This is a genomic window from Pseudomonas sp. LS2P72 (assembly GCF_054897865.1).
This window is the reverse complement of sequence record NZ_CM142708.1, coordinates 2411200-2437498: the sequence shown is the minus strand read 5'-3', so window position 1 is coordinate 2437498 and position 26299 is coordinate 2411200. Positions and strand designations below refer to the sequence as shown.

The window sequence follows — 26299 nt, the reverse complement described above, 5'->3', positions numbered from 1 at the left end:
TTCAGGGGGCAACGCATGAACACACAACTCAAACCCACGCTGGGCACGCTGCATCTGTGGGGCATTGCGGTCGGGCTGGTGATTTCCGGTGAATACTTCGGCTGGAGTTACGGCTGGGGCGTGGCGGGCACACTCGGTTTTCTGGTGACTTCCTTTATGGTCGCCACGATGTACACCTGCTTCATCTTCAGTTTCACCGAGCTGACCACCGCGATTCCTCACGCTGGCGGTCCCTTTGCCTACAGCCGTCGTGCCTTTGGCGAGAAAGGCGGATTGATCGCGGGGCTGGCGACACTGATTGAATTTGTCTTTGCCCCACCGGCCATTGCCTTGGCCATCGGTGCCTACCTGAATGTGCAGTTTCCTGCCCTCGACCCGAAACACGCCGCGGTCGGTGCCTACATCGTGTTCATGGGCCTGAACATCCTCGGGGTGAAACTGGCCGCAACCTTCGAATTGGTGGTCTGCGTACTCGCAGTGGCAGAGCTGCTGGTGTTCATGGGCGTGGTCGCCCCGGCCTTCAGCTTCAGCAATTTCGCGCTGAATGGCTGGGCCGGTTCCGATGTGTTTGGCGCGCCGGCGATTGCCGGGATGTTTGCGGCGATTCCATTCGCTATCTGGTTTTTCCTGGCCATCGAAGGCGCAGCCATGGCCGCCGAAGAGGCCAAGGATCCGAAACGCACCATTCCGAAGGCCTACATCAGCGGCATTCTGACGCTGGTTTTGCTGGCGATGGGCGTGATGTTCTTTGCCGGCGGCGTCGGTGACTGGCGCACCTTGTCGAACATCAACGACCCGCTGCCGCAAGCGATGAAAACCGTGGTTGGCGAAAGCTCAGGCTGGTTGCACATGCTGGTGTGGATCGGACTGTTCGGTCTGGTGGCGAGTTTCCACGGAATCATCCTCGGCTACTCGCGGCAGTTCTTCGCCCTCGCCCGGGCCGGTTACCTGCCGGCGTCCCTGGCCAAATTGTCACGTTTTCAGACCCCGCACCGGGCAATCATCGCCGGCGGTGTGATCGGCATTGCCGCGATCTACAGTGACGGATTGATCAACCTCGGTGGCATGACGCTGACGGCGGCGATGATCACGATGGCGGTCTTCGGGGCAATCGTGATGTACATCATGAGCATGCTCAGCCTGTTCAAACTGCGCAAAACCGAGCCGAATCTGGAACGCACCTTTCGCGCGCCGTGCTATCCGTTGGTGCCGATCATTGCGCTGGTGCTGGCAGTGGTCTGCCTGGTGGCGATGGCCTGGTTCAACACGTTGATCGGGTTGATCTTCCTGGGCTTCATGGCAGCGGGTTTCGTATACTTCATGCTCACGGCGCAATTGCGTGCCGATGCGCCGACGGACGCGATGCTGACCGGGCTCTAAACAGGCGAAGTGCGGCTGTCAGAACAGGCATAGAATGGAACCACTGCGAAAATTAATCGCTCAAAGTGGTATGCACGATCGATTGGCGAAATCCGCCAATCGGCCTGCCCTCAAGGAGAGCCCTATGCCCTGGTATGCCTGGTTGATTCTGATCGTTGCAATCGGCTCGATCGTTGGTGGTTTGATGATGTTGCGTGACACCGCCAACAAGGTCGAACTGACCGAGGAGCAACGCAAACGCGTCGCTGAACGCAACGCGGAAGCGGATGCCAAGGATGCGCAGGACCGCTAACAGAACAAACCCCGTCGTTCTCATCAAATGACGGGGTTTTGCGTTTCTACTTTTCCCAATCGGCCTTGGCAATGTGCAAGCCATGCAGCCCTTTGTATGCCGCACGTTCAGGTTGGCTCCAGCCCTCAAGCAACGAATCCTCTAACCGATAAATCTCCACCCCGAGCGGGCGACACACGCTTAGCGGGTCCTGCGCATCCGGCCCCCACATGGCCAGTGACAGGTCACCGCCCGGGCAGGTCGAAAGCGCACACAACAGATCGATTTCGGCAAAAAACTCCAGGTAATCGCCCTTCTGCGCCGGACAGGCTTTCATGAAGTACATGTCGTCGTGGTTCAGGCCCGTGCACTGGAAAATGTTCAGCACGTCATGCACGTCGAACTCGGTCAGCCCATGAGGCAGTACCGCGCGGGTCAGGTTCGAATGGCAGTGATGGTGAAAGTCTTCGCCGGTGAGCATTTTGTTCACATAAGGATCGCAGCGGGTGCCGAGCAAATCGTGCAAGCGACCGCCATGTTCGTCGATCCCGTAACCGGCCAGGCTGTCATCGGTGATGGTCACCAGCGGCCGCAAAAAAGGCAGGTTCGACCAGAGCCGGTCATGAGTGCTGACGTGTGCGCCTTGTAACTGCCGGGTCCGCGCCGCCCACAAACGCTCCCGTGGATCATTGGCATTCCAGACATTGAAATCCCCGACTTGCGGCCCGACCGGCGTGGTCACGCGAAACACATGCCCAGCCGGCACCTTCCAGGCGCGACCGGTGCGGATCGGCACCTCGAATTCCTCAATTAGCGTGCGCCCCTCCTTCGCATCGCGGATCCGCTCGTAGAAGGCTTTGTCCACCTGCAAGGCCGAGCCTTTGCTGACTTGATAGGCCGCCGGATAGTCTTTGTACATGGCACGAATCCTCGATCAGTGATGGGAAGAACGGGTAAGCATCTGCAACAAGAGGTGTTCGGAATCGTCGAGATACAGGCTCATGGCGTCCTCAGCCGCGCGTTTGTCGCCCTCGGCCAACAACTCGTGAATCTGCCGGTCGCGCGCCAGCCAGGGCGCCTGAAAACGTGATTCATCGGGAGCGGTGCAGAACACCAGGCGCAATTGCGCGACGACGTTGGTGAAGAACTCGTCGAACAACGGACTGCGCAGCAACCCGACGATGTGTTGATGAAAGGCCAGGCTGTGGGTGCCGACGGCGCGCCAGTCTTCGCGCTCCCGGGCAAGCTCGGTGGCTTCCAGGGCTTCGAGCATCCGGTCGGATTGATAGTCGCGCAGCGGCTGACTTGCGCTGATGGCCTGCAGCTCCAGGGTGCGCCTGACCTTGAACAGATCCCGCACGTCCTCGACGCCCAGCCTGCGCACCATTACGCCCTTGTTGCGCACATAACGAGTCAGACCTTCCTGCCCCAGGCGATGCAGCGCTTCGCGAATGGTATTGCGGGAGGCGTTGTAGGCAGACACCAGATCGTTTTCCACCAACGCCATGCCGGGCAGCAAACGGCCGCCAATGATGTCGGCGCGCAACTCAAGTGTGATGTGGTCGGCCAGGGACAGTCCGCTGTTCATACTCATTGCCTCGTGATTGTTCAACAATCGTCAGTTAATGAGTAATCACTATTCGTGCCAGTTCGCTCAAGACAGCAGGACGGAGTTGGACGCATCTGCATGCTTTTTAGAAGTAGAAGTACAATCACCATCCCATTTTCATTGGTTAATATGGCGCATTGTTGCGGAGATACCCGATGCGTTACTCGCAGGACCATAAAGCCCAGACCCACCAACGCATCATCAAGGAAGCGTCAGCGCGCTTTCGCCGCGATGGCATTGGCGCAACAGGTCTGCAACCGCTGATGAAAGCATTGGGCCTGACTCACGGTGGTTTCTACTCGCATTTCAAGTCCAAGGACGAACTGGTGGAAAAGGCTTTGCAAGCCGCAGGCGAGCAGGTCGATGTGATTTGCGCCGAGCTCTTCGCTCAGGATCGTCCACTGGAAGCGTTCATCGACGCCTATTTGTCCGAATGGCACCAGACTTCACCCGATGAAGGTTGCCCGTTGCCGACCATGTCATCGGAACTCGGCCTGCGCGGGCAGCAAAGCCCGACCACTGACGTGGTGCTCAACGCACGGCTCGAACAAGTGCAAGGCACGCTTGAAGACGAGGACGCCGCCGACCAAAGCATCGTCATCATGTCGACACTGGTCGGGGCTTTACTGCTGTCACGCAGTGTCGAGAATCCCGAGCTGGCACAGCGGATTCTCGACGTGACTCGCGCCTATCTCAAACAGCCCCGGGACTAACCCTCCCAACGCTTGAACAGCACGCTGGCATTCACCCCACCAAACCCAAAGCCATTCGACAGCGCGTACTCGATCGCCATCGGCCGCGCCTGACCGTGGACGATGTCCACGCCTTGGGCGGCGGGGTCCGGGTTGTCGAAGTTGAGGGTGGCCGGCACGACCTGATCGCGAATCGCCAACAGCGTGAAGATCGCCTCGATACCGCCCGCTGCACCGAGCAAATGCCCGGTGGCCGATTTGGTCGATGTCACGGCGATTTTGTTATCCGTGCCGAACAACGCCTTGATGGCCGCCAACTCTCCCAAGTCCCCGACCGGGGTCGAGGTTGCATGAGCATTGAGATGTTGCACCTGCGCCGGCGAAATGCCTGCCTGGGCCAATGCCAGCGACATCGCCCGTCGCGCACCGCTGCCATCCTCGGGACCCGCCGTCAGGTGATAGGCATCGGCACTGGTGCCGTAACCGACCAGTTCCGCCAGCGGTTGGGCACCACGGGCCAACGCATGTTCCAGGGATTCGATCACCAGAAGGCCTGCGCCCTCCCCCATGACAAAGCCATCGCGGCCACTGTCGAACGGCCGCGAGGCACGCTCCGGGGTGTCGTTGTAACCGCTGGACAGCGCGCGAGCAGCAGCAAACCCGGCGAGACTGACGCGATCGATCGCCGCTTCCGCGCCGCCACATACCGCGATGTCTGCTTCGCCACAACGAATCAGCCGCGCCGCATCACCAATCGCCTGGACTCCGGCTGCGCAAGCTGTCACTGGCGCACCCAACGGGCCCTTGAAACCATGCTGGATCGACACATGACCCGCGGCGAGGTTGACCAGAAATGAAGGAATGGTAAACGGCGACAAGCGTCGCGGCCCACGGCTGTCCGTCGTGCGCACCGCATCGGCTATCGCACCGAAACCACCCACGCCAGAACCGATAATGGTTGCCGTACGCTCCTGGGCATTGGTGTCCGCCGCTTGCCAACCGGCCTGCTCCAGCGCCTGACGCGCCGCTTCCATGGCGAACATAATGAAGCGGTCCATCTTCTTCTGCTCTTTGGGCGCCGTCGCCCGGTCCGGGTCAAACCCCGCCTCGGGATCATCAGCCAGCGTCGGCACTGCGCCACCGACTTTGGCCGGCAAATCTGCAACCACCTCATCCGGCAAATTGCGCAACCCCGAATGCCCGGCCAACAGACGCGCCCAAACGGCTTCGACGCCAGAACCCAATGGAGAAACCAGGCCCATGCCCGTTACAACTACTCGACGATCACTCATACCGCACATACCTCAAGCCAATTGATGACGCCTCACGTGTAACGTGCGGCAGCCTTGCTTTTGGAAAGATTCGGCGCCAATACATGACGCGCCGCAACGAAGGCATCCCAGTCGGCCGCATCCGGTAACGAAGGAATGGTGATCAACTCACCTCGCGGCATCGACCATATCATCGGCTTCCATGACCATATCCGCCGGAATCTGCGTTGCGTCGATACCGGAGCGCTCCCAGATCTCGGTGCGTGTTACGCCTGGCAACACGGCCTGCACCTTGACCCCGGTTCCCTCCAGTTCGGCGTTCAACGACTGCGTCAGACTTAACACATAAGCCTTGCTGGCGCTGTAAGCGGCATTGAAGCGTTCGGGAAACAAGGCCACCACTGACCCGATATTGATGATCGTCCCCCGACCCGCCTTGGCAAAACTGGCGGCGGCTGCCGATGCCAACCGCGTGACCGTTGTCACGTTCAGTTGAATCAAGCGTTCCAGCTGATCCATGTCTGAGTTAGCCAACAACCCCTCGGACGCGACACCGGCATTATTCAGTAACAGGCTGATACTCGAATCGCTGCGAAGACGCTGCTCAATCTTCAGCACATCATCCTTTTGCGTCAGATCCGCCTTGAGCACCTCGACCTGAACGCCGTGTTCGGCGCGCAACTTTGTCGCCGCTGCTTCCAGCCGCTCTTGATCACGGGCAACCAATAACAAATCAAAACCACGCGCCGCCAACCGTTCGGCGTAAATCGCACCGATACCGGAAGAAGCACCGGTGACGAGGGCCGTACCTTGGGACTGGACAGAATTCATGACTGTGCTCCTGGGAGATGCCGCGGAAGTTAATTTATTATAGGCATAATTTAAGGCGCATATGATAGCCGTAATTTTTTACGCATCGACGAAAGGCGCACCCTCACAGCGTTCGCCAGAAAGCAAAAAGGCCGATCAATGACCGGCCCCTGGCGCTGACGTATAAGCTTAGTTCACCTCAAGCTTCTCGCGATTCTTATCCAGAATCGCTTTACCGATTCCCTTCACTTCGAGCAATTCGTCTACGGACGCAAACGGCCCATTACTCTCACGATAGGCAACAATCGCCTTGGCCTTGGCCTCGCCCACACCGGCCAACTCGCGCTGAAGGGTTGGCGCATCGGCCTGATTCAGATCGACCTTGCCGGACTGCGCCTTGGGAGAAACCTCCAGCACCAAGGGTGCATTGCCAGCCTCAGGCTTGGCCGTCGGCGCAGCAATGGCCGCAATAGAGGCGCTGGTGAGCAGGGCAAAAACCAGAGAGTAGAAATAGCCAGTACGCATAAATGAAGCTCCATGACATCGATTGAGAAAGCAGCTTTTCCGAAGCTGCCTTCCAAACTTAGGCGATGTCTGGAGTCTGTCAAAAATGTGTCCGTTACAGGATGTGAAACAATCAGGGTTCCAGGCGACGTTGCTGGTGAATCCAGTCGACGATATCGCCATCAGGGGTATAGCCGCTGACGGTTTCGCGCAGGAGCTGGCGGACACGACTGTAATCGTCATGATCAACAGCAATCAGCAACTCCCTCAAACGGCCCTTGAGTACATCCCAGGGCAGATGATCTTCGTTGGCGCTCATGATCATCGGATGCTGCGTCGCCGCCACGTTGTCGCCGATCAGCAACTCCTCGTAAAGCTTCTCACCGGGACGCAGCCCGGTGAACTCGATGGAAATGTCGCCTTGCAAATTCTTGTCCGAACGAACGCTCAGACCGGACAGATGAATCATCTTCTCCGCCAGCTCGACAATCTTCACCGGCTCGCCCATGTCCAGAACAAACACATCCCCGCCCTGCCCCATGGAACCCGCCTGGATCACCAGTTGCGCCGCCTCGGGGATGGTCATGAAATAGCGAGTGATTTTCGGGTGGGTGACCGTCAACGGGCCACCGGATTTGATCTGGCTGTGGAACAGCGGGATCACCGAACCGGAAGAACCCAGCACATTGCCAAAGCGCACCATGGTGAACCGGGTCTTGTTGACCCGGGAGACATTGGCCTTGTCGCCGAACATCACTGGGGCGATTTCACGACTGAGGGCTTGAAGCGTCATTTCGGCGAGACGCTTGGTACTCCCCATCACATTCGTGGGGCGAACAGCCTTGTCGGTAGAGATCAATACAAAGTTGGACACACCTGATTGCAATGCAGCCTGAGCAGTATTGAGCGTGCCAATGACGTTGTTAAGCACGCCTTCGGCGATGTTGTGCTCGACCATCGGGACATGCTTATAAGCGGCAGCGTGGTAGACGGTGTCTACATTCCAGGTCTTCATCACATCCAGAAGTTTGTCCTGGTGGCGGATGGAACCGAGGATAGGAAGCAGCCGGACAGGAACCGACTCCCTGCAGCCACGCTGCTCCAATTCCGACAGAATGCTGTAGAGGTTGAATTCGCTGTGCTCGAACAACAGAAGCGTCGTCGGCCCAAGCGAGAAAATCTGCCGGCTAAGCTCCGCGCCGATCGATCCGCCAGCGCCCGTGACCATTACTGTCTTGCCTTTGATACAGCGTTCGAGCAGGTCTGGTTGCGCTGGGACCGAGTCGCGACCCAGAAGGTCCGCGATATCCACTTCCTGGATGTCTTCGACCTTTACCCGGCCACTGGCCAGATCGGTGAAGTTGGGTACGCTTCGGATGTGAAGGGGGAAACGTTCCAGAATAGTGAGAATTTCCCGACGTCGTGCGCGGGTTGATGACGGCAGAGCCAGGAGGATTTCCTGTGCGCCGGTTACGTCGATCATCTGTTGGATGTGTTTGGGTTTGTAGACCTGAAGGCCTGCTATCGAACGATCCGCAATGCTGGGATCATCATCGATAAACGCCACGGGACGCATGACTCGACCCATGCGAAGTGCCGCTACAAGCTGGTTGCCGGCCACGCCGGCACCGTAGATGGCGACTTTGGTTAGGCGATCGTCGCGACTGGTAAACGGTACGTGCTGGGCGGCGGTGAACCAGTCGCCCATGAAGTACTGGCGCATGAACAATCGTAGCCCGCCAATGATGACCAGGCTGAGCCACCAATAGTTGAAGACAATAGAACGAGGCACTACCGCTTCGTGATTACTGTACCAATAGACCACCACTGCCAGAATCAGCGAAGACAAAGTGACTGCTTTGATAATCGCAATCAACGCATCGTTGCCGAAATATCGCATAACCGCCCGGTACATGCCGAAGCGGATAAACAGAGGAATGGCGACGACAGGGGCGCAAACAAACAGCCAGAAATGAACCCTGAAAGGGTTGTACATATCATCAATACCCAAACGCACGATGAACGCCAACCACAGAGCAGCCCAGACAAGCAAAATGTCTGTTCCGACCTGTATAAGCCGTTTCCGACGCCTGGGAAGCCCTACAAGGCGCGATCTGACCCTATCCATGAACTCTTCAAACACCTCAGCCTTCTCCCTTCAACTGCCGCATCACCGTAGTGAAACCTTATAGGCGCATCTGATCTATTTTCAAACCTAAATGACAGAACTGTTACTTAGTTCTTCATAGATGGCCTTTCAAGCTCTCCAGCGTGAAACTTGATCGCCAGAACGACCAGAGGAGCATAGGCCAAAATCAACCCTAGACTGGAGTTCAGGCCAAATTGCGTGACGCCTAGTGCGATAGGCAACAACCAAAGCAAATTGATCGCGCCCACCGCCACAGTGACCGGTAAATGGTTGCCAAACCGACGGGAGGCAAACTGATAGGCGTGGCTGCGGTGTGCTTCGTAAATCTTGTCGCCCCTGAGCAAACGGCGAAACAGCGTGAAAGTCGCATCGACAATAAATACGCCGAGCAGAATCAGCCAACCCCATAGCAAGTCCGCAGAGACCCACGCCGCTTGAAGTGAAAGCCCGCCAAGGACAACACCCAGGAATCCGCTCCCGGCATCCCCCATGAAAATTCTGGCGGGGGGGAAATTCCAAAAGAGAAAACCCGCCACGGACACGGCCAACAATAATGGTGCCCAGACCAAGTCCGTCGCACCACTCACCCAATACAGGAGGCAAGCCCCAAGACAAACGCAAATCGCCTCGACGCTGGCAATGCCGTCGATACCATCCATGAAGTTATAAAGGTTAAGTAGCCATACCAGATAAAACGCTGCTAACACATGACCAAACCACCCAAGGTCGAAAGTCCCCCCGCCGATTTCAACAACGGGTAACCCACCTAACCAGAACAGCAACCATATCGATGCAACGAAATGCCCCAACAAACGCCAACGGGCGGCGATGTGTCCGTGGTCATCCATAAAGCCAATAACGGCGATCAGCGCGCCCCCACCGGCAATCGCAAAAAACGCCGAAGAAGACATCAACCCTGCAAATAACAACATTCCTAAAGCCAATGTAAACGCCAGGACAATTGCAACCCCGCCCCCTCGAGGAGTGGGAACCGAATGAGAACTTCGGGCGTTGGGGATATCCATCAGGCTTCGAGACAGAGCGTAACGGCGCAGCGCCCAGGTGAGGAAAAAAGACACAGCAACGATGACAGGGATAAACCAGCCATAACTCATGATTTACGGGAATCCAGAAAATGTTGTGCCGTCTGGCTCAACGCTTTATCGAGGGTGACCGGAGGAGTCCAGCCTAATAGTTGTCGGTTTTTGCTGATATCAACCTGCAAGGACCCGAGAATACGATCCGACAACGTTCGCTGGCCCAGTAACGTTGCCGCACCGCTCATGAGCCAGGCAGGTATTGGCAACAATATGGCAGGTTTGCCCAAGGCGTCCGCCAGTTTGCGCAGTAACTGTGTGGTCGACACGTCCTCGCCGTCACTGACCAGGAACACTTGATTGGCAGCCGCTGGGTGGTCGGAACAGGTCACGATAAAATCCACCAGATTGTCTATGGCGACGAGACTTCGCTGGTTGTGAACCGCGCCGAAAGGCAAGGGAACACCGCGATACAGCCAACGCATCATGTTGAGAAAGTTGGCTTTGACGCCAGGACCGTAGACCAGCACCGGGCGGATGATCACCACCTCCATACCAGTAACTGCGGCAAGCTCCTTCAAACCTTGCTCTGCCTCAAGCTTCGAGATCCCGTAGGGGTCAATCGGAGCAGGCACATCATCGGCACTGTAGACGGTGCCGGGCTCAGCACCCTCTCCGTTCACCTTGATCGAGCTGATGAAAATAAAACGCTTCGTTCCGCTCGCTGCGGCTTGGCGAGCGAGGTTCAATGTAGCCTCGACATTGACTTCACGAAACGCCGCCAGCGGATCGGAAGAGACCTCTTTCATGACGTGAACACGAGCTGCCGCATGGACAACAACGTCGATGTCGGTGAGCGCTTCACTCCAATCGTTTGCACCATTGAGACTCGTCAGAGGTAGCTGGCGCACACCCGCCGGGAGCACAGCCGACGTGGCTCGGACCGGTGCCACAACAGAACAGTCAGGCAACTGCACCAATCGTTCAATCAGTGCGCGCCCTAAAAAACCACTGCCACCGGTAACCAGGAATGTTTTCGAACTCATGGGTGGCCCTTAGGAATACATAAGAACATCAATGCTCGGGCACTGTGTCGCAACACTTCAAAGCAGAGATCGATAAATCTCAGCATAGGATTTCGCCATCGAATCAGCTGAAAACACTTCTTCGAAACGCCGTGCAGCAGCCTCTCCCATCGACGCAGCAACTGCTGGCTGATTCCAGAGCTGGTTCATAGCGCCTGCCAGCGCAACGGAATCGCGGGGAGGAACGACAAGTCCTGTCTCACCTGCGATGTTGATGTAAGTAGTGCCGGAGCCAATCTCACAAGAAATCATCGGTTTTCCGTACATCGCTCCCTCAAGCAACGAAATACCGAAAGACTCGGACCTCAGATGCGACGGAAAAACGAACGCATAGCACAGCGTTAACAGGGCCGCTTTGTCTTCATCAGGTAAGCCACCGAGAAAATGTACATTCGTCAGCCCCAATTGATTCGCCTGGGCTTTGAGTTCCATCTCAAGGTGTCCGCCCCCGAGAATGACGACGGGCAGTTGAGTGGTTTTTGCAGCTTCAAGCAGATAGTCCAGTCCCTTGTAATAGCGCAGAGCGCCCACAAACAGGAAAAAACGTTCCCCCAGACGCGCTCGCCAGAAATCCAGTTTCTCAGCAGAAGGCGTCGGGTAGGTTTGCCGGTCCAGACCATAGGGTACAACGCGGACTTTATCTTTGAAGCGCGTCAATACCGGACTGCTTTCAGCGTAATTGGGCGATGAAGCAACGATACAGTCGACGCTAGACAGGAAGCGGTTCATCAATGGCTGATAAAGCTTGAGGAGCGTCTTTTGCTTGACGATATCAGAGTGATAACTGACGACGGCAGGCTTGCGAATTCGACTGACGAAATGCACAAGATCCATGTAAGGCCACGGAAAGTGATAGTGAACAATGTCCGCTTTCTTCGCCAGCTCGGCAAAATCCTTGAATGCCGATAGCGAGAAACCGGTGGACGCTACGTGCAGGTCGAGTTTGGAACGATGAGTCAGGTGGTGCCCAACCGGTTCGTTACGCGCCGCGCCTCGCTCGCTGAGATAAAGCACTTCGGATTCAAAACCGTGCTTAGTTCCACCTTCAGCAATCTGAAAGATGACCTGCTCAATGCCACCCATGGTTTCCGGGTAGTACGTCTTGAAGAAGTGCAGAACCTTGATCATTGTCCTTTGACCACCGTCTGATAAACCTGAAGCGTTTCCATTGCGCATCGCTCCCACGAAAATCTCGCGGCATGTAGCAAGCCTTGCTCAACGGCGCTGGAGCGCCATGTCTCATCTTCCAGACCTCGCTGGATCAGTCCAGTCAATGTCTCGGTGTCTTTGGCCTCGCACATCAAGGCCGCATCACCGGCAACCTCTGGGAGTGATGAGCTGTTTGAACAAACGACCGGGATACCAGAACTCATGGCCTCCAGAACCGGCAAACCAAACCCTTCATACAGCGAAGGGAAGGTAAAAAGACGAGCCCCGGCAAACAGCAGCGGTAGGTCTTCACTGGGTACAAAACCCAGATAAAAAGCCCAGCCCTCACGCCGGGCACTTTCGAGCCGTTGGTGAATGCTTTCGTTTCGCCAGCCGTGATAGCCAGTCAATACCAAAGGCCAGCGCTTGCGGACTTCGATAGGGAGTCGGGAATAGGCGTCAAGCAACGTCTCGATATTCTTGCGAGGCTCGATCGTCCCGACAAACAGGCTGTAACCATCAACCGTAAGACCATGGCGTGAAAGCGTGCTTCTGAGTTCATCGGCGCTACGAGGATGAAACTCGGCAGAACTGGCCAGCGGCACCGTATGGATACGCTCAATAGGCCAGGAAAAGTACTCCGCCAACTCTCTGCGCGTGTACTCCGAGTCCGTAATCAGTGCATCGGCTCTCACCAGTGTGGCTTTAAGCTCTTTCTGCAAATAGCGCACAAGTTGCGGCGCATGGCAGTGAGACCAAGTGAACGGAGACAGATCGTGGAAGGTAGCAACACTGCGGCCAGCAAAGGGCGGCAGATAATAATTCGGGCTGTGGTAAAGAAAATCACCATGGCCTTTTAATGCGCGCTTCCTGAGCAAAGGCATAAGAAGTCGATACGCTTCAACCGCCAGGAAGTTTTTTTGTACGGCTCGTTTCAGGCCGTATCCACTACCCGAGGCTTCGGCAGCCGTGGGCAACGCAGGCAAAAACCGCCGACCGGCAAAAAATTGCAGGTCGGTGATTTCCGGGTTCTGCTGCAGTCGCAGCGCCAATTCGTAGGTGTAGCGACCAATACCGGTCAGCGGAAAGCGGACCGGTTCAACAGAAAGAATTAACTTCATTTATTCAGCCGTCAGCATCCAGCTAAGGGTTTCGCCCAGGGACGGTGTGGTCCAGCCTGGTACCAGCGCCCGCAATCTCGAGTTATCCCCGCACAAGGTTTTCACCTCATTGGCTCGCACAAAGGCCGGATTCACTTCGACCTCGATATCATGCCCGGTGAAGCCTTTGCACATATCGATGACTTCGCGAAGCGAATGGGTATTGCCGGAACTGACATTGATAGTCTGCCCCAGTGGCTTCGCCTCGATAAGCCCTCGATATGCCTTCACCAAAGCGCGAACATCGCTGAAATCACGCCAAACATCGAGATTACCCAATTCGATCTTTGGCGCCCTGCGACGAAAATGAGAAACAATTTTCGGCAACAGGAAGTTCTCGGCCTGGCCCACGCCGGTGTAGTTGAACGGTCGAGTGATGACGATTGGCAGGCGCTCGTGCCAAAGGTTGGCCATGTACTCCATGGCCAACTTGCTAACGGCATAATCATTGGCCGGTGCCGGCGCTGTGGTCTCAGACAGCAGGCCACCCGAAGCATTGCCATAGACATTGGCGCTACTGGCGATCAGCACGCAGTCCAAGGATTTTCCACTGGCCGCGACGGCTTCCAGCAGATTACGCGTGCCTATCAAATTGACCTGATAGAACGCGTCCGCTGCGCCATGCCCGACAAACGCCAATGCCGCGAGATGAACTACAACATCCGGCTGAATCTTTGCCAGCAACGTACGCAGACCAGGGCCATCGGCCAAGTCCACCTGGTGATAATTGCGATCATCGGAAGGCTGACTGCCCAACCCGATAACCTCGTAGCCATGAGCCCGAAGTTCATCCGCCATGTAACGACCGGTGAAACCTTGAATACCTGTAATCAGCGCACGTTTGCCGGCAATGGTCATCAGAACGAGAATCCTTGTTCATTACGACGCAAGTCAGCTTCGACCATCATGCGGCACAGCTCTTCCAGCGAAGTCTTTGGTTCCCAACCCAAAACTTCCTTGGCTTTGGCCGGATTGCCGATCAGCAACTCAACTTCAGTTGGGCGGTAGAATTTCGGATTGATAGTGATCAGTACTTTACCGGTTGCAGCATCGGTACCCTGCTCGTCTTCCGCAGTCCCCGCCCAGGAAATGGTGATACCAACTGCCTTGAACGCCATGGAGACGAAGTCGCGAACGGTCTCGGTGCGGTTAGTCGCCAACACGAAAGTGTCCGGCTCATCGGCCTGCAGCATGCGCCACATCCCTTCGACGTATTCCTTGGCAAAACCCCAGTCGCGCTTGGCGTCGAGGTTGCCCAGTTCCATCTTGTCCAACAGACCCAGCTTGATCTTGGCGACGGAGTCGGTGATTTTGCGGGTCACAAACTCACGGCCACGCAGTGGGGACTCGTGGTTGAACAAGATACCGCTGGTGGCAAAAATGCCGTACGACTCACGATAGTTGATGGTCATCCAGTGAGCGTAGAGCTTGGCGACACCGTATGGGCTGCGCGGATAGAAAGGCGTGCTTTCGATCTGCGGGATAGCCTGCACCTTGCCGAACATCTCGGAAGTGGATGCCTGGTAGAAACGAACCTTCGGATTAACGATCCGAATTGCTTCGAGCAGGTTAACCGCGCCGAGGCCAGTGATCTCCGCAGTAGTGATCGGCTGCTCGAACGAAACACCCACGAAGCTCTGCGCAGCAAGGTTGTAGACCTCGGTGGCTTCGGTGGTTTGCAGCAGGCGGATGCTGGCCGACAGGTCAGTCAGATCGTATTCGACCAAATGCAGATTAGGGTTGGACTGAATACCCAACTCTTCGATACGCCAGAAATTGACAGAACTGGTTCGACGGTAGGTCCCGTAAACGGTGTACCCCTTCTCCAGCAGCAGTTCCGCCAGGTAGGCGCCGTCTTGACCAGTGATGCCAGTAACGATTGCTTTCATGCGAATCCTCTAAACTCCATTTGAAGGCCTTAGCAGGCACATCTTCAACTAATCAAACTTGAGTTTGGCGAACCAAGCTCCGAAGCCCCACAGCGGGGGGCCTATCATACATCCTCGCCTGTCTTAGCACACCACCAGCATGTCGATAAATCGGGGGGGCGAGGCAACCAAGCCACAGAGAAGGGCTCGGCAGGCAGGGTCACTTCTTGAAAAATTATCACTCCATTGGATTAAATCAGACTAGAAGCACTTCGAAAGACTGTTAGCCGTAGAGCAATAAAGTCGTTTTTTGGCGAAGATCACACAAAAAAGTACAAAATCTGGCCAACAACCAAATGAAATAACGCACTCTGTCTAACATCATCTACACAAACCATATTTCACCGAGCCCAAAACCATAGACTTCAATCCCCATCGACTTAAACGAGTCAGATGCGCAAGCACCTGAAAATGCAAAGTCAGAAACATTATTAATCGTGTTAAATGCTGCGAGCCTACACCCTTGGCGCGCACCCGCGGTGCGAGAGACCTACCAAGCTGCTAGTCTTTTATTCGCCATCTAGCTGGCGGCATAACAACAAATCCCAAGCCCGGCATCCCTCCTGAGCCCCCTAACGAAACAAGCTCTCTGTCGACGGGAAAAGGCGACGACAAACAGAGGCGAGACGCCATGAACTAAGGGTAGCGAGCACGATAAAGGTGACACCACCACCCCCTCCGAGGTTACAATCGCCGGCTGATTTGATAACCCGGTGTTTCGAATGCTCAACAGCACAATAAACGTTGCCCTGATGGACATAGCAGCGTCGGCAAAGCGCTATTCGCTTGTCGGCATGCTCGGATGGCAGGATGTCCGCCAGCGCTACAGACGCTCCGCCATCGGACCATTCTGGCTCACCATCAGCATGGGCGTAATGATCGGTACGATAGGTGTTGTATTTGGACAAATTTTTAATTCCCCTATCAAAGACTTCCTTCCCTTTCTAGCCGCAGGGATGATTCTTTGGGGGTTCATCGCAACTAGTGTAACCGAAGGCTGCACCAGCCTGATTGCAGCAGAAGGTATTATAAAACAGCTGCCTATTCCTTTGTTCGTGCATGTACTGCGAACTCTATGGCGAAACATACTAATACTTGGTCACAACATCATCATTTTCCCTCTCGCACTCCTGGCCGTGCAAAAACCATTAGGACTTGAAGCGCTCCTTAGCATTCCTGGCTTTGCCCTCCTGGCTATTAACCTGACTTGGATTAGCCTCATATTAGGTGTTCTGTGTGCACGATATCGCGACCTTACCCAGATCGTCTCAAGTCTTCTGCAGATTGCCTTTTACCTAACACCCATCATGTGGCTCCCCAGCCTGCTCCCGCAACGATCGAGCACTTACCTCCTGGATTTCAACCCTATCTATCACCTGATGCAAATTGTCAGAGCACCGTTGCTAGGTCAAGACGTTAGCACCTTGAGCTGGTGCGTATCCGGAGGTATGGCTGTATTGGGGTGGGGCTTAGCAATAATGTTCTACGGTTATTATAAGCGTCGCATTGCTTACTGGCTTTGAAGAAGAATACACACCATGGCTTCTATTGAGTTTCACAACGCATGCGTTGACTTTCCGATTTACAACGCTAGCGGGCGCTCGCTGAAAAAGCGCCTGATCCAGGTTGCGACAGGCGGCCAACTGGGAGCGAACGACCAGGGCCGCGTAATCGTGCGCGCCCTGGAAAATCTGACGTTCACGCTCAACGACGGTGAGCGCGTTGGTTTGCTTGGTCATAATGGTGCCGGTAAAAGCACCCTGCTGAGACTGCTCAGCGGTGTCTACTCTCCATCGTCTGGAACCGCCAGAATTAGTGGTGAAATAGGCTCACTGATCGATATTTCTCTAGGCATTGACCCCGAAGCAACGGGCAGAGAGAACATCTTTGTACGTGGCGTACTTTTGGGAATGACGAAGACCGAGATCGCAAAAAAGCTTGATGAAATCATTGAGTTCTCCGAACTCGGCGAGTTCATTGATATGCCAGTCAGGACCTATTCAACAGGTATGCATCTACGCTTGGCGTTTGCAGTGTCTACTACCGTCAGGCCGGAAATACTGATCATGGATGAATGGCTTTCCGTGGGCGACGAGGGCTTCAAACTCAAGGCTGAAGAACGAATGACCGAGCTTGTTAAAGCAACGAATATTTTGGTGATTGCAAGCCATTCTCGAGAACTGGTGATGCACACATGCAACCGTGTCATCTGGCTAGAGCATGGCAAAATACGAATGGACTCAGATCCCGAAACCGTGACGCGCGCTTATTTCGGACACTGAACACTTGCCTGCCCCCCGGCCATCTAAGTTAAGCTGATGACCCGTTTGGGCTCGTAAAGAACCCATTCTCATCAAGACCGACCTAGAAGACAGACCTGAATAATGCTAAACATCATCATTCCGATGGCTGGGCGTGGCAGCCGCTTCGCAAACGCTGGCTTTACCGATCCAAAGCCACTAATTCCTATACATGGAATCCCGATGATCAGGTTGGTCATCGAGAACCTTAGCCCTAAGTGTGAGCATCGTTTCATTTTTGTGTGCCAACGCGAACATTTCTCCGCGTACGGTCTAGACGTACTACTGCCGCAATGGACACAAAATTTCGAAGTCGTCTTGCTTGACGGCATCACCCAAGGTGCCGCCTGCACAGTCCTTGCTGCCAAACACCTCATTAACAGCGACGATCCGCTGATGATCGCAAACAGCGATCAGTTCATCGACGCCTCAATCGATGATTACCTGAGCGATATGGAACAGCGCTCGCTGGACGGTTTGATCATGACCATGACAGCCAATGACCCGAAATGGTCGTTTGCTGCCACTGATAACCTGGGCCATGTGACCTTGGTTGCTGAAAAAGATCCAATTTCCGAAGATGCAACCGTCGGCATCTACAATTTCGCCAAGGGTTCAGAATTTGTCAGCGCCGCCGAAGAAATGATCGAGGCAGATGAGCGCGTAAACAATGAATTCTATGTAGCTCCCGTCTATAACCGGATGATTGCCTCTGGTAGCAAAATCGGTATCTACACAATCGGTACGGATGGAGAAGGAATGTATGGCCTAGGTACCCCACCGGATCTGGCCTCATTCCTGGCTCTCCCCCTGTCCCTGACAAAAATTGAGCAGATCAAATGGAAATAATCAGCCATAGAGGATACTGGCTGGAGGCAAGTGAAAAAAACACTGTCAAAGCCTTCAGAAAGTCGTTCTCCCTGGGCTTCGGAACAGAAACCGATGTTCGAGATCTTGCCGGTACACTCGTTATTTCACACGACCCACCCACTGGTGGCGAACTGACGCTGGATGAGCTTCTGGAATTAGCAGGCACCGCACAACCAACCCTGGCCATCAACATCAAATCAGACGGGTTGGCCACCGCGGTTAGCGCCGCGATGAAACGCCACAGTTACGAAAATTGGTTCGCATTTGACATGTCAATTCCCGACACGCGAGGGCAATTGGCCGCTGGCAATCCAACCTATCTTCGAATCAGTGAATTCGAGGGCCGGTCCACCTTGATGACCTCTGCATCCGGCATCTGGCTTGATGCATTCGAATCAGATGAATGGCGAATAGAAGAGCTTCGGCGACTGACCAGCACAGGCATCAAAGTCTGCCTTGTATCACCGGAGCTACACAAGCGTGAACACAGACCCTTCTGGCAGCAACTCAAAGATAGCCATCTGCACACCAGCGATCTAGTCATACTATGCACTGATGTCCCAGAAGAAGCAGTTGATTTTTTTAAGGTGAAACCATGATTCAGGCAGTTATTTTTGACATGGACGGTGTCCTGATCGATGCCAAAGAATGGCATTACGAGGCGCTCAACAAAGCGTTGGCGCTGTTCGGATTCGAGATCTCCCGATATGACCATCTGACATCTTTTGATGGTCTACCTACCAGCAAAAAATTGAACATGCTGAGCAAGACGAACAACTTACCCTACGAACTGCATGGCTTCATTAACACGCTGAAACAAAATTACACGATGGATATGGTATTCGAAAAATGCCGACCACGTTTCATCCACGAATACGCGCTCTCCTCACTTAAGGCTCAGGGTTATAAGTTAGGTGTTGCTTCAAACTCAATCAAAGCAACCGTACAAACAATGATGCAAAAAGCTGATCTTGAGCGTTATTTGGACATTATGTTGTCGAATGAAGATGTCAAAGAACCCAAACCCTCTCCCGAAATCTACATCAAAGCGATGCAACAGCTTCAGTTAGAACCATCGCAATGCCTGATTGTTGAAGATAATGAGCACGGCATTCAAGCTGCTCGCGCCTCCGGCGCCCATGTACTCGTAGTCAGCGACGTCAACGACACCAACTACGAAAACATAATGAATGCTATCAAACGTGCCGAAGGTAATCCCCATGACTAACGTCCTCATCTTAGCTGCTAACGAACCCCATGACGACCGTGACAGCGGCTACCCCCTCTGCCTGACAGAGGTTGATGGAAAGCCGCTCATTCAGCACCTAAGCGAAAAATGCAATTCAATCCCAAATGTTAAATTGACGCTTGCCGTGCGCGATCAAGACTGCAAACGTTGGCACCTTGATAACGTCTTGCGCCTGCTGTCGCCAGACGCCAAGGTGCTGAATGTTCAGCGTAAAACTGGCGGGGCATCCTGCACAGCATTGCTCGCTATCGCAACGATCAAGAACGACGAGCCACTGCTGATCATCAATGGCAACGAACTGATTGACGTCGACTTTGCAGCGGTTATTTCTGGGTTCGTAAAGTCTGACTTTGACGCAGGCGTCGTCGTATTTCCTTCAGTCCATCCTCGCTACTCCTATGTACGCTTGAATGACGAAGGCTTCGTCGTTGAATGTGCCGAGAAAAACCCAATCAGCAACAATGCAACCGTCGGATTTTATTGGTTCAAACACGGTAGCGATTTTGTCGAAGCAGCCCAACAAGCAATCATGAAAAGCGCTCACGTCGATGGTCAGTACTACATCTGCCCAACCTTGAACGAATTGGTCTTGCGCCAGTTTAAAATTGGTGCGCACCGCATTAATACCCAGAAATTTCATCCCTTAAAGTCTGAAAGACAAATCGAGCGCCTTGAAACCTTTATCGACTCGGGAAAAAGCTGAACATGAAACACGATAAACTGGAGGACATGGTAAAGGGGTGGTTCGTGGGCGGGTTCACACCGACCGCATTTGACACTCAAGCCTGTGAAGTTGCTATTAAGCGATACGCGAAAGGCGAGTCAGAGGGAAGCCATTACCATAAGATTGCGACTGAGATTACGGTAATTGCGGAAGGGTCGGTGAGAATGGGCGGCAAAGAGTGGCATACCGGAGATATTATTACAATTGCCCCAGGAGAGAAAACTGATTTCTTGGCACTTACCGATACTTTAACGGTGGTGGTAAAGCTTCCCGGCGCCCTTAATGATAAATACATTGCAGACTAATCGGGTACCGGAATGACTAAGACCTGCATACTCGACGTTGGCGCAAACAACGGCGATTTCATTTTTAAAGTTGCCGAACGCTCTCCACAAATTCCAGTTTTGGGGTTCGAACCAATTCCGGAGTTATTTGAAGGACTGGAGGTAAAGAAGGAAACTCTTGATCTCCCTAACGTCGAGTTATTGAAGCTAGCCATCAATACGATATCTGGCGCTGCTAACTTCCATGTCGCGAAACATGCAGACTGGGGCGTATCCAGCCTATTAGACTTCGATAAGTCGTCACTTTCGGAAAATGAGTACTGGGCACAACGCAAAGACCTATACTTTGATCAAGATATTCAAGTTGAAGTTGCGCGGTTAGATGACGTGTTGCTTGCGGCAGGATACGATCACATCAGTTTTATCAAAATCGATGCGCAAGGTGTAGATTTAAAAGTCCTAGAGTCCTTGGGAACGCTACTGTCTAAAGTTGACGCAGGAATGCTCGAAGCCCCTACCACGCATAAGTCTGCACTTTACTCTGGTGAACCTACACTAAAAGAAGTCTTAGTCTTTTTAGAGAGTCACGGTTTTGAAACTTATGCAATCAAACCAAATGATCCAGCATGTGCGGAAGTAAACGTATTTTTCAACAAAATTGGGTTGGATTGGCAAGAAATTGAGGCAAGAATAGGATTAAAAGGGATACCACTCTATGACGGAAAACATTACTGGCACGTCCCTGCTCCGTCTGCGGTACTCCCACCTGGAGACCCTGTAAATATTTCAATATTGCAAGAGCTTGCCAGAGCACGCCACGTAGTTGCTGAAAACTCTGCTGCATGGGCTAGAGTGATGTATTGGAAAAATGAAACCGAAGTCCTCCGTAAAGAAAATGAACGCCTATCTTTAGATCTTAATGGAGAAGCACTTCACCTTAAGCGATCCATTTCAAGCACCGTCACTTCTTCAACGAGCGATAACGGTGCACTATTAGCCGAAATAAAAAACTTGAAAGCTGAAATAAGCGCCATTCACCAATCAACTAGCTGGCGAATAACTTCTTTTTTACGTGCAATAAAACGTTCAATTTGATATATAGGTGCTTTTCCCAGAATGTATGATCCTAAACTACTAAGCGAAATCTGCAGTTCTGATGCGGTTTTTTGGGGGGGGCGTCACCCACCGATTGAACACTTCACGGCGTCTACCCGACTCTTTGAGGCATCCTATGACTTCAGGGAGTCCTCCGACCGCCATGGCAACTACAGCGCCGTATACTTGACCGAATTGGATATCGGCCAAATAAAACAATGGCCATTAGTTCTTGATGAAGCACTACGTCTGCTTGACCATAACAAGAAAAGCTCACTCTTCCTGCGCTTCACCCAAAGCAATTTAATTAGTGTATTTCTACTCACCACTTTTCTAAGAAGAAGAACAGACTTCAAGTTCGAACTTATTTATCAAGAGCAAGATCCTGACGGAACTTTTGTTTACGCACTTAATTGCTTTAGGCTCAGTATCCGAGCTACCCTTTCTACCTTCGAATTCGCGCTAATCACAAATGGAAAGCGCCCTAATGAAGTAAAAGCGTTCATTGACAGCGTCTCGAGCATAAGGGGAATTGACAATATCGCCTGGACCATAGCGATATGTGGCCCAATAGAATTCGGAGCAACTATAGATAATAAATCTGGCAAGATTCGCTACATTGAAGAACCTAAAGAGCATGGTACAAAAGGATGGATAACACGTAAAAAAAATCTGATCGTAGAGACCTCCAGCGCAGAAAATCTTCTGATTGCACACGATAGGTATGAAATCCCTCCTACGTTTCTGGATGCAATGTTTGAGTATGGTGCAGATTTTTCGGTCATTGTCCCCGCTCAATATGATAGAAATGGAGATCGGTTTCCTGACTGGGTATCTATTGGTAGCCAGTGGTCTTGGGCTCCTTGCGGAATGCTAGAGCATGGTGATTACAACCCAAATATCTATGTAAATGGAGGCGTAATAATAAGTAAACGGGAGGTTTTGATAGCGTCTCCTTGGAACAACCTCTTATTCTGGAACCAAGGCGAAGACGTAGAACTAACTCGCTCAATGTCAGAGAAAGGCGTAACACCACGTTTTGCTAGGCATGTAGAACTTATAGTGACTGACGCCCGTCCAGGATACACATATGACTTTGCCAGCATCCCGCAAATTAATAATGTTTATGTATCTCCAAACGGAAGTCCACTGTCTGACCACTTTACAATTCCACCACTTGCTCCCGGCAAAGAAATCGATTTAAGAAACGTTAATCCGACCCACCTCGCGCATTTTGGAATATATGCTTCACCCTCTCTATTTGGGTACACCTCGTATGGACTAGTGCCAAAAAGAAAACATGCCGTTATTTCGATAAGCGCCATACAACCCGTAGCAAAATATACACACCTCAACATTACCATCACTAGTGAAAGCTTAAATAATGAATTTCAAATTTCAATAAATGGCACCACAACCACCTTCACCACTGAACACCTAATAAAAAGCAGAACAAAACTCACTATAGACCTTACAAGCAAAATCAACCAAAACTGTAGAAATATTGTCATTGCACTACATAACGATGATCACTATGCAATTGAAAGCATCGGTACTAATTTTGTTCAAGTAGAGTCTGCCTACCCATTACTGCTAAGCAGTAAAAACATGGACCTCGGCGGTGTTACAGGCTCAGGATGGTCAGAGCGTGAATCTTGGGGTGTTTGGTCTGTCGGTGCGACATCTTCATTAACACTTCCAAAATTTGAGATTGGAGAACACCACGACCTAAATCTGGTTATTAAAGCCATCTCGTTCGCCCCTAAATCGGTCAAGTCCCAATTAGTTGCAATGACTTGCGAAGGAACTCCTATAGGAATTTTAAGAATCCCAAAGAATAAGCGCCCTAAAAAATTCAACATCCGCGTACCTGGCTTTTTAATTCAAGACAAAGAAAGTATTTCCATACAACTGAATATACTGCACCTCTCATCACCCAAAAAGCAAGGTATCTCACTCGATGCACGAGAGCTTGGTATTGGCGTTGTTAGTATTGATGCAAATAAAATCAGTGAAGCCTAGCACTTAAATACGTTCAATCCACCGCGAAAACCATGCCATGAACAATAAGACAGCGCTGCTAATTGTTGAAAACAATTTTAACCTTACACATGTTGGCGTTAGACGCGTTATACGCTTCTACTGGAATCAGCTTATAGATGCTGGATACACGGTTACATTGGGATCTCCAAGCAACGGTAATTTTTTAACGTGCTCTGATGTGGACGCTAAAAATTCAATGCTACCAAAAAAAAATGATGAGCGTGATGTCGCTCCAACTTGGAAATCAAATGACCCCACTTATAAACCAGAACACACAAACCCGATAATACACAATCCAGCACTAAACCAAGTCACATGGAATCTGGATAAAAACATCTCCCCCGATAGTTTCGACCTCTCCATTATAACTGCCCCCTGGATATGTGCAGATCGTGGCGCTCTGCAAGAGGCGAAGTACTCAATTGGCATAGTTTACGATATGGTTCCCAACCTACTCGCAATTGGAGCCCTTCGTATGCCCCGATACCTCAATGCTTATGAGTTCGCCCACCAGCATAGTTTAGGGTATGATTTTTATCTTAGAAACGTTAAAAAAATTACATGTATTAGTGAGAGTACCAAACGTGATTTTTTAACCTTTTATGGAAAAAGTCTCGAGCCACGGATAGCGGTATCAATTCCATTTCAAGACTTTGGGAATGGAATGACGAACGAAGGAATATCAGACTCTGTACTTCTTATTAACGTACTGGACCATCGAAAGAACTTTGCTGCGGTTAGCGCCGTCATTAAAAAGACTACTAGCCTGAAGCCTGTAAATCTAATTATAGTCGGAACAGAGCGAATGCCTGTAATCGAAGTAACAAAGTTTTTAGGCGAGATGTCGGAAACTTGCGGAAATGTTGAATGGTATCGCTCGCCAAGCGATTGGCAGTTAGAACATCTAATGAAGAGATGTAAAGTACTGTTCTTTCCTTCTATCTACGAAGGCCTTGGGCTTCCTATACTCGAAGCACAGGCAAAAGGTTTGCCTGTAATTTCTTCAAACAACTCATCTTGCGAAGAAATAAATTTAAACCCCGAACTCACTGCGGATCCTTATGATCACGATGTGTTCGCAGAGATACTTACCAAGGTTTTAGATGGCACCTCATCATACCTTTCTGGTGAAAGCCTAAGATCTTGCCAAACTAGTTTTCTTTCCAAAAAGAACACAATACCTTTAATTTGATTATTTATACAAAAAAAAAAAAAAAACAAAAATGCAATTAAAACACCCGGGGAATAGTCATGATCTTGCTGCCTGCCCCTACTACAACAATTTTCAACTTTAACATCGGGCATCATGGCCGCTGGCTCCTGAAAGAGATCGGGAGCACAGCATCAGGCATCAAATCGCGGCTTTAAATGTGAGGTTCGTGGAGCGGTTACTTTGAATGTGGGGTTTATGGAGCGCTTACGTTTCAACTGGGGACAGTGAGTATGTTCTCGGTGGATCGATTACAATTTTTTCCTCCCATAACTTTTCAAGAAAATTCGCAGCGGTGACAACTAGCTTGCCTCCGTCAGCCTGATCTGGTGATAGGCACCCAATAGAAAGATGACCATCACATAAATATCTCAGGACTCAACCAAAGTTGCTACTTTCTTTTTAGTCAGCCTCTTGGACCAAGCCTGTACCGGCATTTCAACAAAGAGATGAAGACCGTACGCAACTACTACAGAGATTATCAAGCACGAAGCACCAAGGCACTCGGCGTAGAGCCTGGGCTTAAATGAATCATCAATTCAATAACTGTCGTATGAATAGCGTACAGCGGATATGAAATAGCCCCAAGCCATAACAACCATTTCTTATTTATAACTTTATTCACGCGAGGAGAAAACACGCACAAACCAAATGCAAAAGCTGCCAGTACCCAAGTGGTGAAATTCTTGTAGAAGGAAACGTTATCACTAATTGGAGAAAATGAAAACACAACCAATAACAGCGCAAGTAAAACAAAAAGCTTATTCAGACTGATCGTTTTTTTATAAAATAAACATACAGCTGTGCCCATTAACAAAATAGGTATGCAGTTCACTGCCAATGCTAAATCTATAAGTGCGGGTTTCGAAAGCAGAGGAAAATTCGCACCCAATACACCCAACCCCAAAGCGACTAAAATCAAACATGGATACAACCTTTGAGCCATTTTACTTCTAACTACAAAGAAGACTGCAGCCATTAGAATATAAAATTTAACTTCAATACTCAGACTCCAAACAATAGGTTCAATATTAGCCTCAATAGGTATAAATAAGTTCCCAAAAAGACTAACATTAAGAACAAAAATTTTTATCGTTGAAAGATCAAAATGTCTGACACCTATAAAAACCTGAGACACCAAACGTAAAAAAACCGCAGCTATTATTACCGGGTATATCCGAAAAACACGTTAAATCAGAAACTGCAAAGGTGGTGTCTTTTCGAGACTTAAGAAGATAACAAAGCCGCTCAATAATAAAAATGCACCAACGCCTAAAGCCCCCATGAATGTAGCAAAGTAGAATAGAAAGCTATCTACGGGAGGGTTGTTGGTCAACAGTATTGAGTGATCGATAGAAACGAGTAGAGCTGCGATACCACGCAACGAGTTCAGCGATTCGAGCCTTTCTGCCTTGGCCATATTCGCTGCTGTAATTCCGATAGTAGGTGTAGGTGGCAAAGGATTCACTCACTAACTTT

24 protein-coding genes and 2 pseudogenes are annotated in these 26299 nt (G+C 51.7%); 13 read left to right on the top strand and 13 right to left on the bottom strand.

Translation table 11 applies throughout. From position 1 onward, the window contains the following. The first annotated feature begins 15 nt into the window (after positions 1–15). Entirely contained in the window at positions 16–1380 is a 1365-nt protein-coding gene (gene eat, locus ACYZUA_RS11290) for an ethanolamine permease (RefSeq protein ID WP_461963152.1), read from the top strand. Positions 1381–1504: 124 nt separating this feature from the next. Beyond that, the gene (locus ACYZUA_RS11285) at positions 1505–1672 is read left to right on the top strand and encodes a DUF2897 family protein (protein ID WP_008006000.1); all 168 of its coding nucleotides are present in this window, start codon (positions 1505–1507) and stop codon (positions 1670–1672) included. Positions 1673–1718: 46 nt separating this feature from the next. Here ACYZUA_RS11285 and ACYZUA_RS11280 read toward each other — a convergent pair whose 3' ends face one another. Next, a complete protein-coding gene (locus ACYZUA_RS11280; protein WP_046057108.1) occupies positions 1719–2570 on the bottom strand; it encodes an urea carboxylase-associated family protein in 852 nt (283 codons plus the stop codon). 15 nt (positions 2571–2585) lie between these two features. Further along, positions 2586–3239 carry a GntR family transcriptional regulator gene (locus tag ACYZUA_RS11275; protein WP_008148759.1) on the bottom strand — a complete coding sequence of 218 codons (654 nt, stop codon included), beginning with the start codon at positions 3237–3239 and terminating at the stop codon, positions 2586–2588. A 176-nt stretch (positions 3240–3415) separates the two neighbouring features. Here ACYZUA_RS11275 and ACYZUA_RS11270 point away from each other — a divergent pair, with 176 nt between their 5' ends. Beyond that, entirely contained in the window at positions 3416–3973 is a 558-nt protein-coding gene (locus ACYZUA_RS11270) for a TetR/AcrR family transcriptional regulator (RefSeq protein WP_111450694.1), read from the top strand. Here ACYZUA_RS11270 and fabF read toward each other — a convergent pair. The 10 genes and pseudogenes from fabF to gmd form a co-directional block, all read right to left on the bottom strand. Continuing rightward, a complete protein-coding gene (fabF, locus tag ACYZUA_RS11265) occupies positions 3970–5244 on the bottom strand; it encodes a beta-ketoacyl-ACP synthase II (RefSeq protein ID WP_461963151.1) in 1275 nt (424 codons plus the stop codon). The genes ACYZUA_RS11270 and fabF overlap by 4 nt on opposite strands. Positions 5245–5276: 32 nt before the next feature. Next, positions 5277–6054: pseudogene (locus tag ACYZUA_RS11260) on the bottom strand (SDR family NAD(P)-dependent oxidoreductase). A 168-nt stretch (positions 6055–6222) separates the two neighbouring features. Continuing rightward, positions 6223–6558: a ComEA family DNA-binding protein gene (locus tag ACYZUA_RS11255; protein ID WP_282479698.1), complete on the bottom strand. Its 336-nt coding sequence runs from the start codon at positions 6556–6558 to the stop codon at positions 6223–6225. 112 nt (positions 6559–6670) lie between these two features. Then, the gene (locus ACYZUA_RS11250; protein WP_461963944.1) at positions 6671–8665 is read right to left on the bottom strand and encodes a polysaccharide biosynthesis protein; all 1995 of its coding nucleotides are present in this window, start codon (positions 8663–8665) and stop codon (positions 6671–6673) included. A gap of 107 nt (positions 8666–8772) precedes the next feature. Continuing rightward, on the bottom strand, positions 8773–9801 hold the full coding sequence (locus ACYZUA_RS11245; protein ID WP_461963150.1) for an MraY family glycosyltransferase: 1029 nt from the start codon (positions 9799–9801) through the stop codon (positions 8773–8775). Continuing rightward, positions 9798–10769, bottom strand: coding sequence for a UDP-glucose 4-epimerase family protein (locus ACYZUA_RS11240; protein ID WP_461963149.1), 972 nt, complete (start codon positions 10767–10769; stop codon positions 9798–9800). The genes ACYZUA_RS11245 and ACYZUA_RS11240 overlap by 4 nt, the downstream gene beginning before the upstream one ends. A gap of 57 nt (positions 10770–10826) precedes the next feature. Continuing rightward, positions 10827–11936: a glycosyltransferase family 4 protein gene (locus tag ACYZUA_RS11235; protein WP_461963148.1), complete on the bottom strand. Its 1110-nt coding sequence runs from the start codon at positions 11934–11936 to the stop codon at positions 10827–10829. Next, positions 11933–13078 carry a glycosyltransferase family 4 protein gene (locus tag ACYZUA_RS11230; protein ID WP_461963147.1) on the bottom strand — a complete coding sequence of 382 codons (1146 nt, stop codon included), beginning with the start codon at positions 13076–13078 and terminating at the stop codon, positions 11933–11935. Before ACYZUA_RS11230 ends, ACYZUA_RS11235 begins: the two co-directional genes overlap by 4 nt. Continuing rightward, complete coding sequence (locus tag ACYZUA_RS11225) at positions 13079–13975, bottom strand: GDP-mannose 4,6-dehydratase (protein WP_461963146.1); 897 nt, start codon at positions 13973–13975, stop codon at positions 13079–13081. It abuts the gene before it with no gap. After that, complete coding sequence (gene gmd / locus ACYZUA_RS11220) at positions 13975–15006, bottom strand: GDP-mannose 4,6-dehydratase (protein WP_461963145.1); 1032 nt, start codon at positions 15004–15006, stop codon at positions 13975–13977. Before gmd ends, ACYZUA_RS11225 begins: the two co-directional genes overlap by 1 nt. Before the next feature lie 761 nt (positions 15007–15767). Between gmd and ACYZUA_RS11215 the strand changes: the two genes are divergently transcribed. From ACYZUA_RS11215 to ACYZUA_RS11170, 10 genes are all read left to right on the top strand, one after another. Further along, positions 15768–16568, top strand: coding sequence for an ABC transporter permease (locus tag ACYZUA_RS11215; protein ID WP_461963144.1), 801 nt, complete (start codon positions 15768–15770; stop codon positions 16566–16568). 15 nt (positions 16569–16583) lie between these two features. Further along, the gene (locus ACYZUA_RS11210) at positions 16584–17327 is read left to right on the top strand and encodes an ABC transporter ATP-binding protein (protein ID WP_461963143.1); all 744 of its coding nucleotides are present in this window, start codon (positions 16584–16586) and stop codon (positions 17325–17327) included. Between the two features lie 102 nt (positions 17328–17429). Next, a complete protein-coding gene (locus ACYZUA_RS11205; protein WP_461963142.1) occupies positions 17430–18194 on the top strand; it encodes a glycosyltransferase family 2 protein in 765 nt (254 codons plus the stop codon). Continuing rightward, on the top strand, positions 18185–18814 hold the full coding sequence (locus tag ACYZUA_RS11200; RefSeq protein WP_461963141.1) for a PI-PLC domain-containing protein: 630 nt from the start codon (positions 18185–18187) through the stop codon (positions 18812–18814). Before ACYZUA_RS11205 ends, ACYZUA_RS11200 begins: the two co-directional genes overlap by 10 nt. Then, a complete protein-coding gene (locus ACYZUA_RS11195) occupies positions 18811–19443 on the top strand; it encodes an HAD family hydrolase (RefSeq protein ID WP_461963140.1) in 633 nt (210 codons plus the stop codon). The genes ACYZUA_RS11200 and ACYZUA_RS11195 overlap by 4 nt, the downstream gene beginning before the upstream one ends. After that, on the top strand, positions 19436–20167 hold the full coding sequence (locus tag ACYZUA_RS11190; RefSeq protein ID WP_461963139.1) for a glycosyltransferase family 2 protein: 732 nt from the start codon (positions 19436–19438) through the stop codon (positions 20165–20167). The genes ACYZUA_RS11195 and ACYZUA_RS11190 overlap by 8 nt, the downstream gene beginning before the upstream one ends. A 2-nt stretch (positions 20168–20169) precedes the next feature. Further along, positions 20170–20493, top strand: a complete 324-nt coding sequence (locus tag ACYZUA_RS11185) for a cupin domain-containing protein (RefSeq protein ID WP_461963138.1) — start codon at positions 20170–20172, stop codon at positions 20491–20493. A 12-nt stretch (positions 20494–20505) separates the two neighbouring features. Continuing rightward, a complete protein-coding gene (locus tag ACYZUA_RS11180; protein WP_461963137.1) occupies positions 20506–21567 on the top strand; it encodes an FkbM family methyltransferase in 1062 nt (353 codons plus the stop codon). A gap of 21 nt (positions 21568–21588) precedes the next feature. Further along, a complete protein-coding gene (locus tag ACYZUA_RS11175) occupies positions 21589–23589 on the top strand; it encodes a hypothetical protein (RefSeq protein WP_461963136.1) in 2001 nt (666 codons plus the stop codon). A gap of 37 nt (positions 23590–23626) precedes the next feature. Next, positions 23627–24802 carry a glycosyltransferase gene (locus tag ACYZUA_RS11170; RefSeq protein WP_461963134.1) on the top strand — a complete coding sequence of 392 codons (1176 nt, stop codon included), beginning with the start codon at positions 23627–23629 and terminating at the stop codon, positions 24800–24802. A gap of 499 nt (positions 24803–25301) precedes the next feature. On the opposite strand, the pseudogene ACYZUA_RS11165 reads toward ACYZUA_RS11170, so the two are convergent. Beyond that, positions 25302–26240, bottom strand: a pseudogene (locus ACYZUA_RS11165) (acyltransferase family protein). Positions 26241–26299 lie beyond the last annotated feature (59 nt).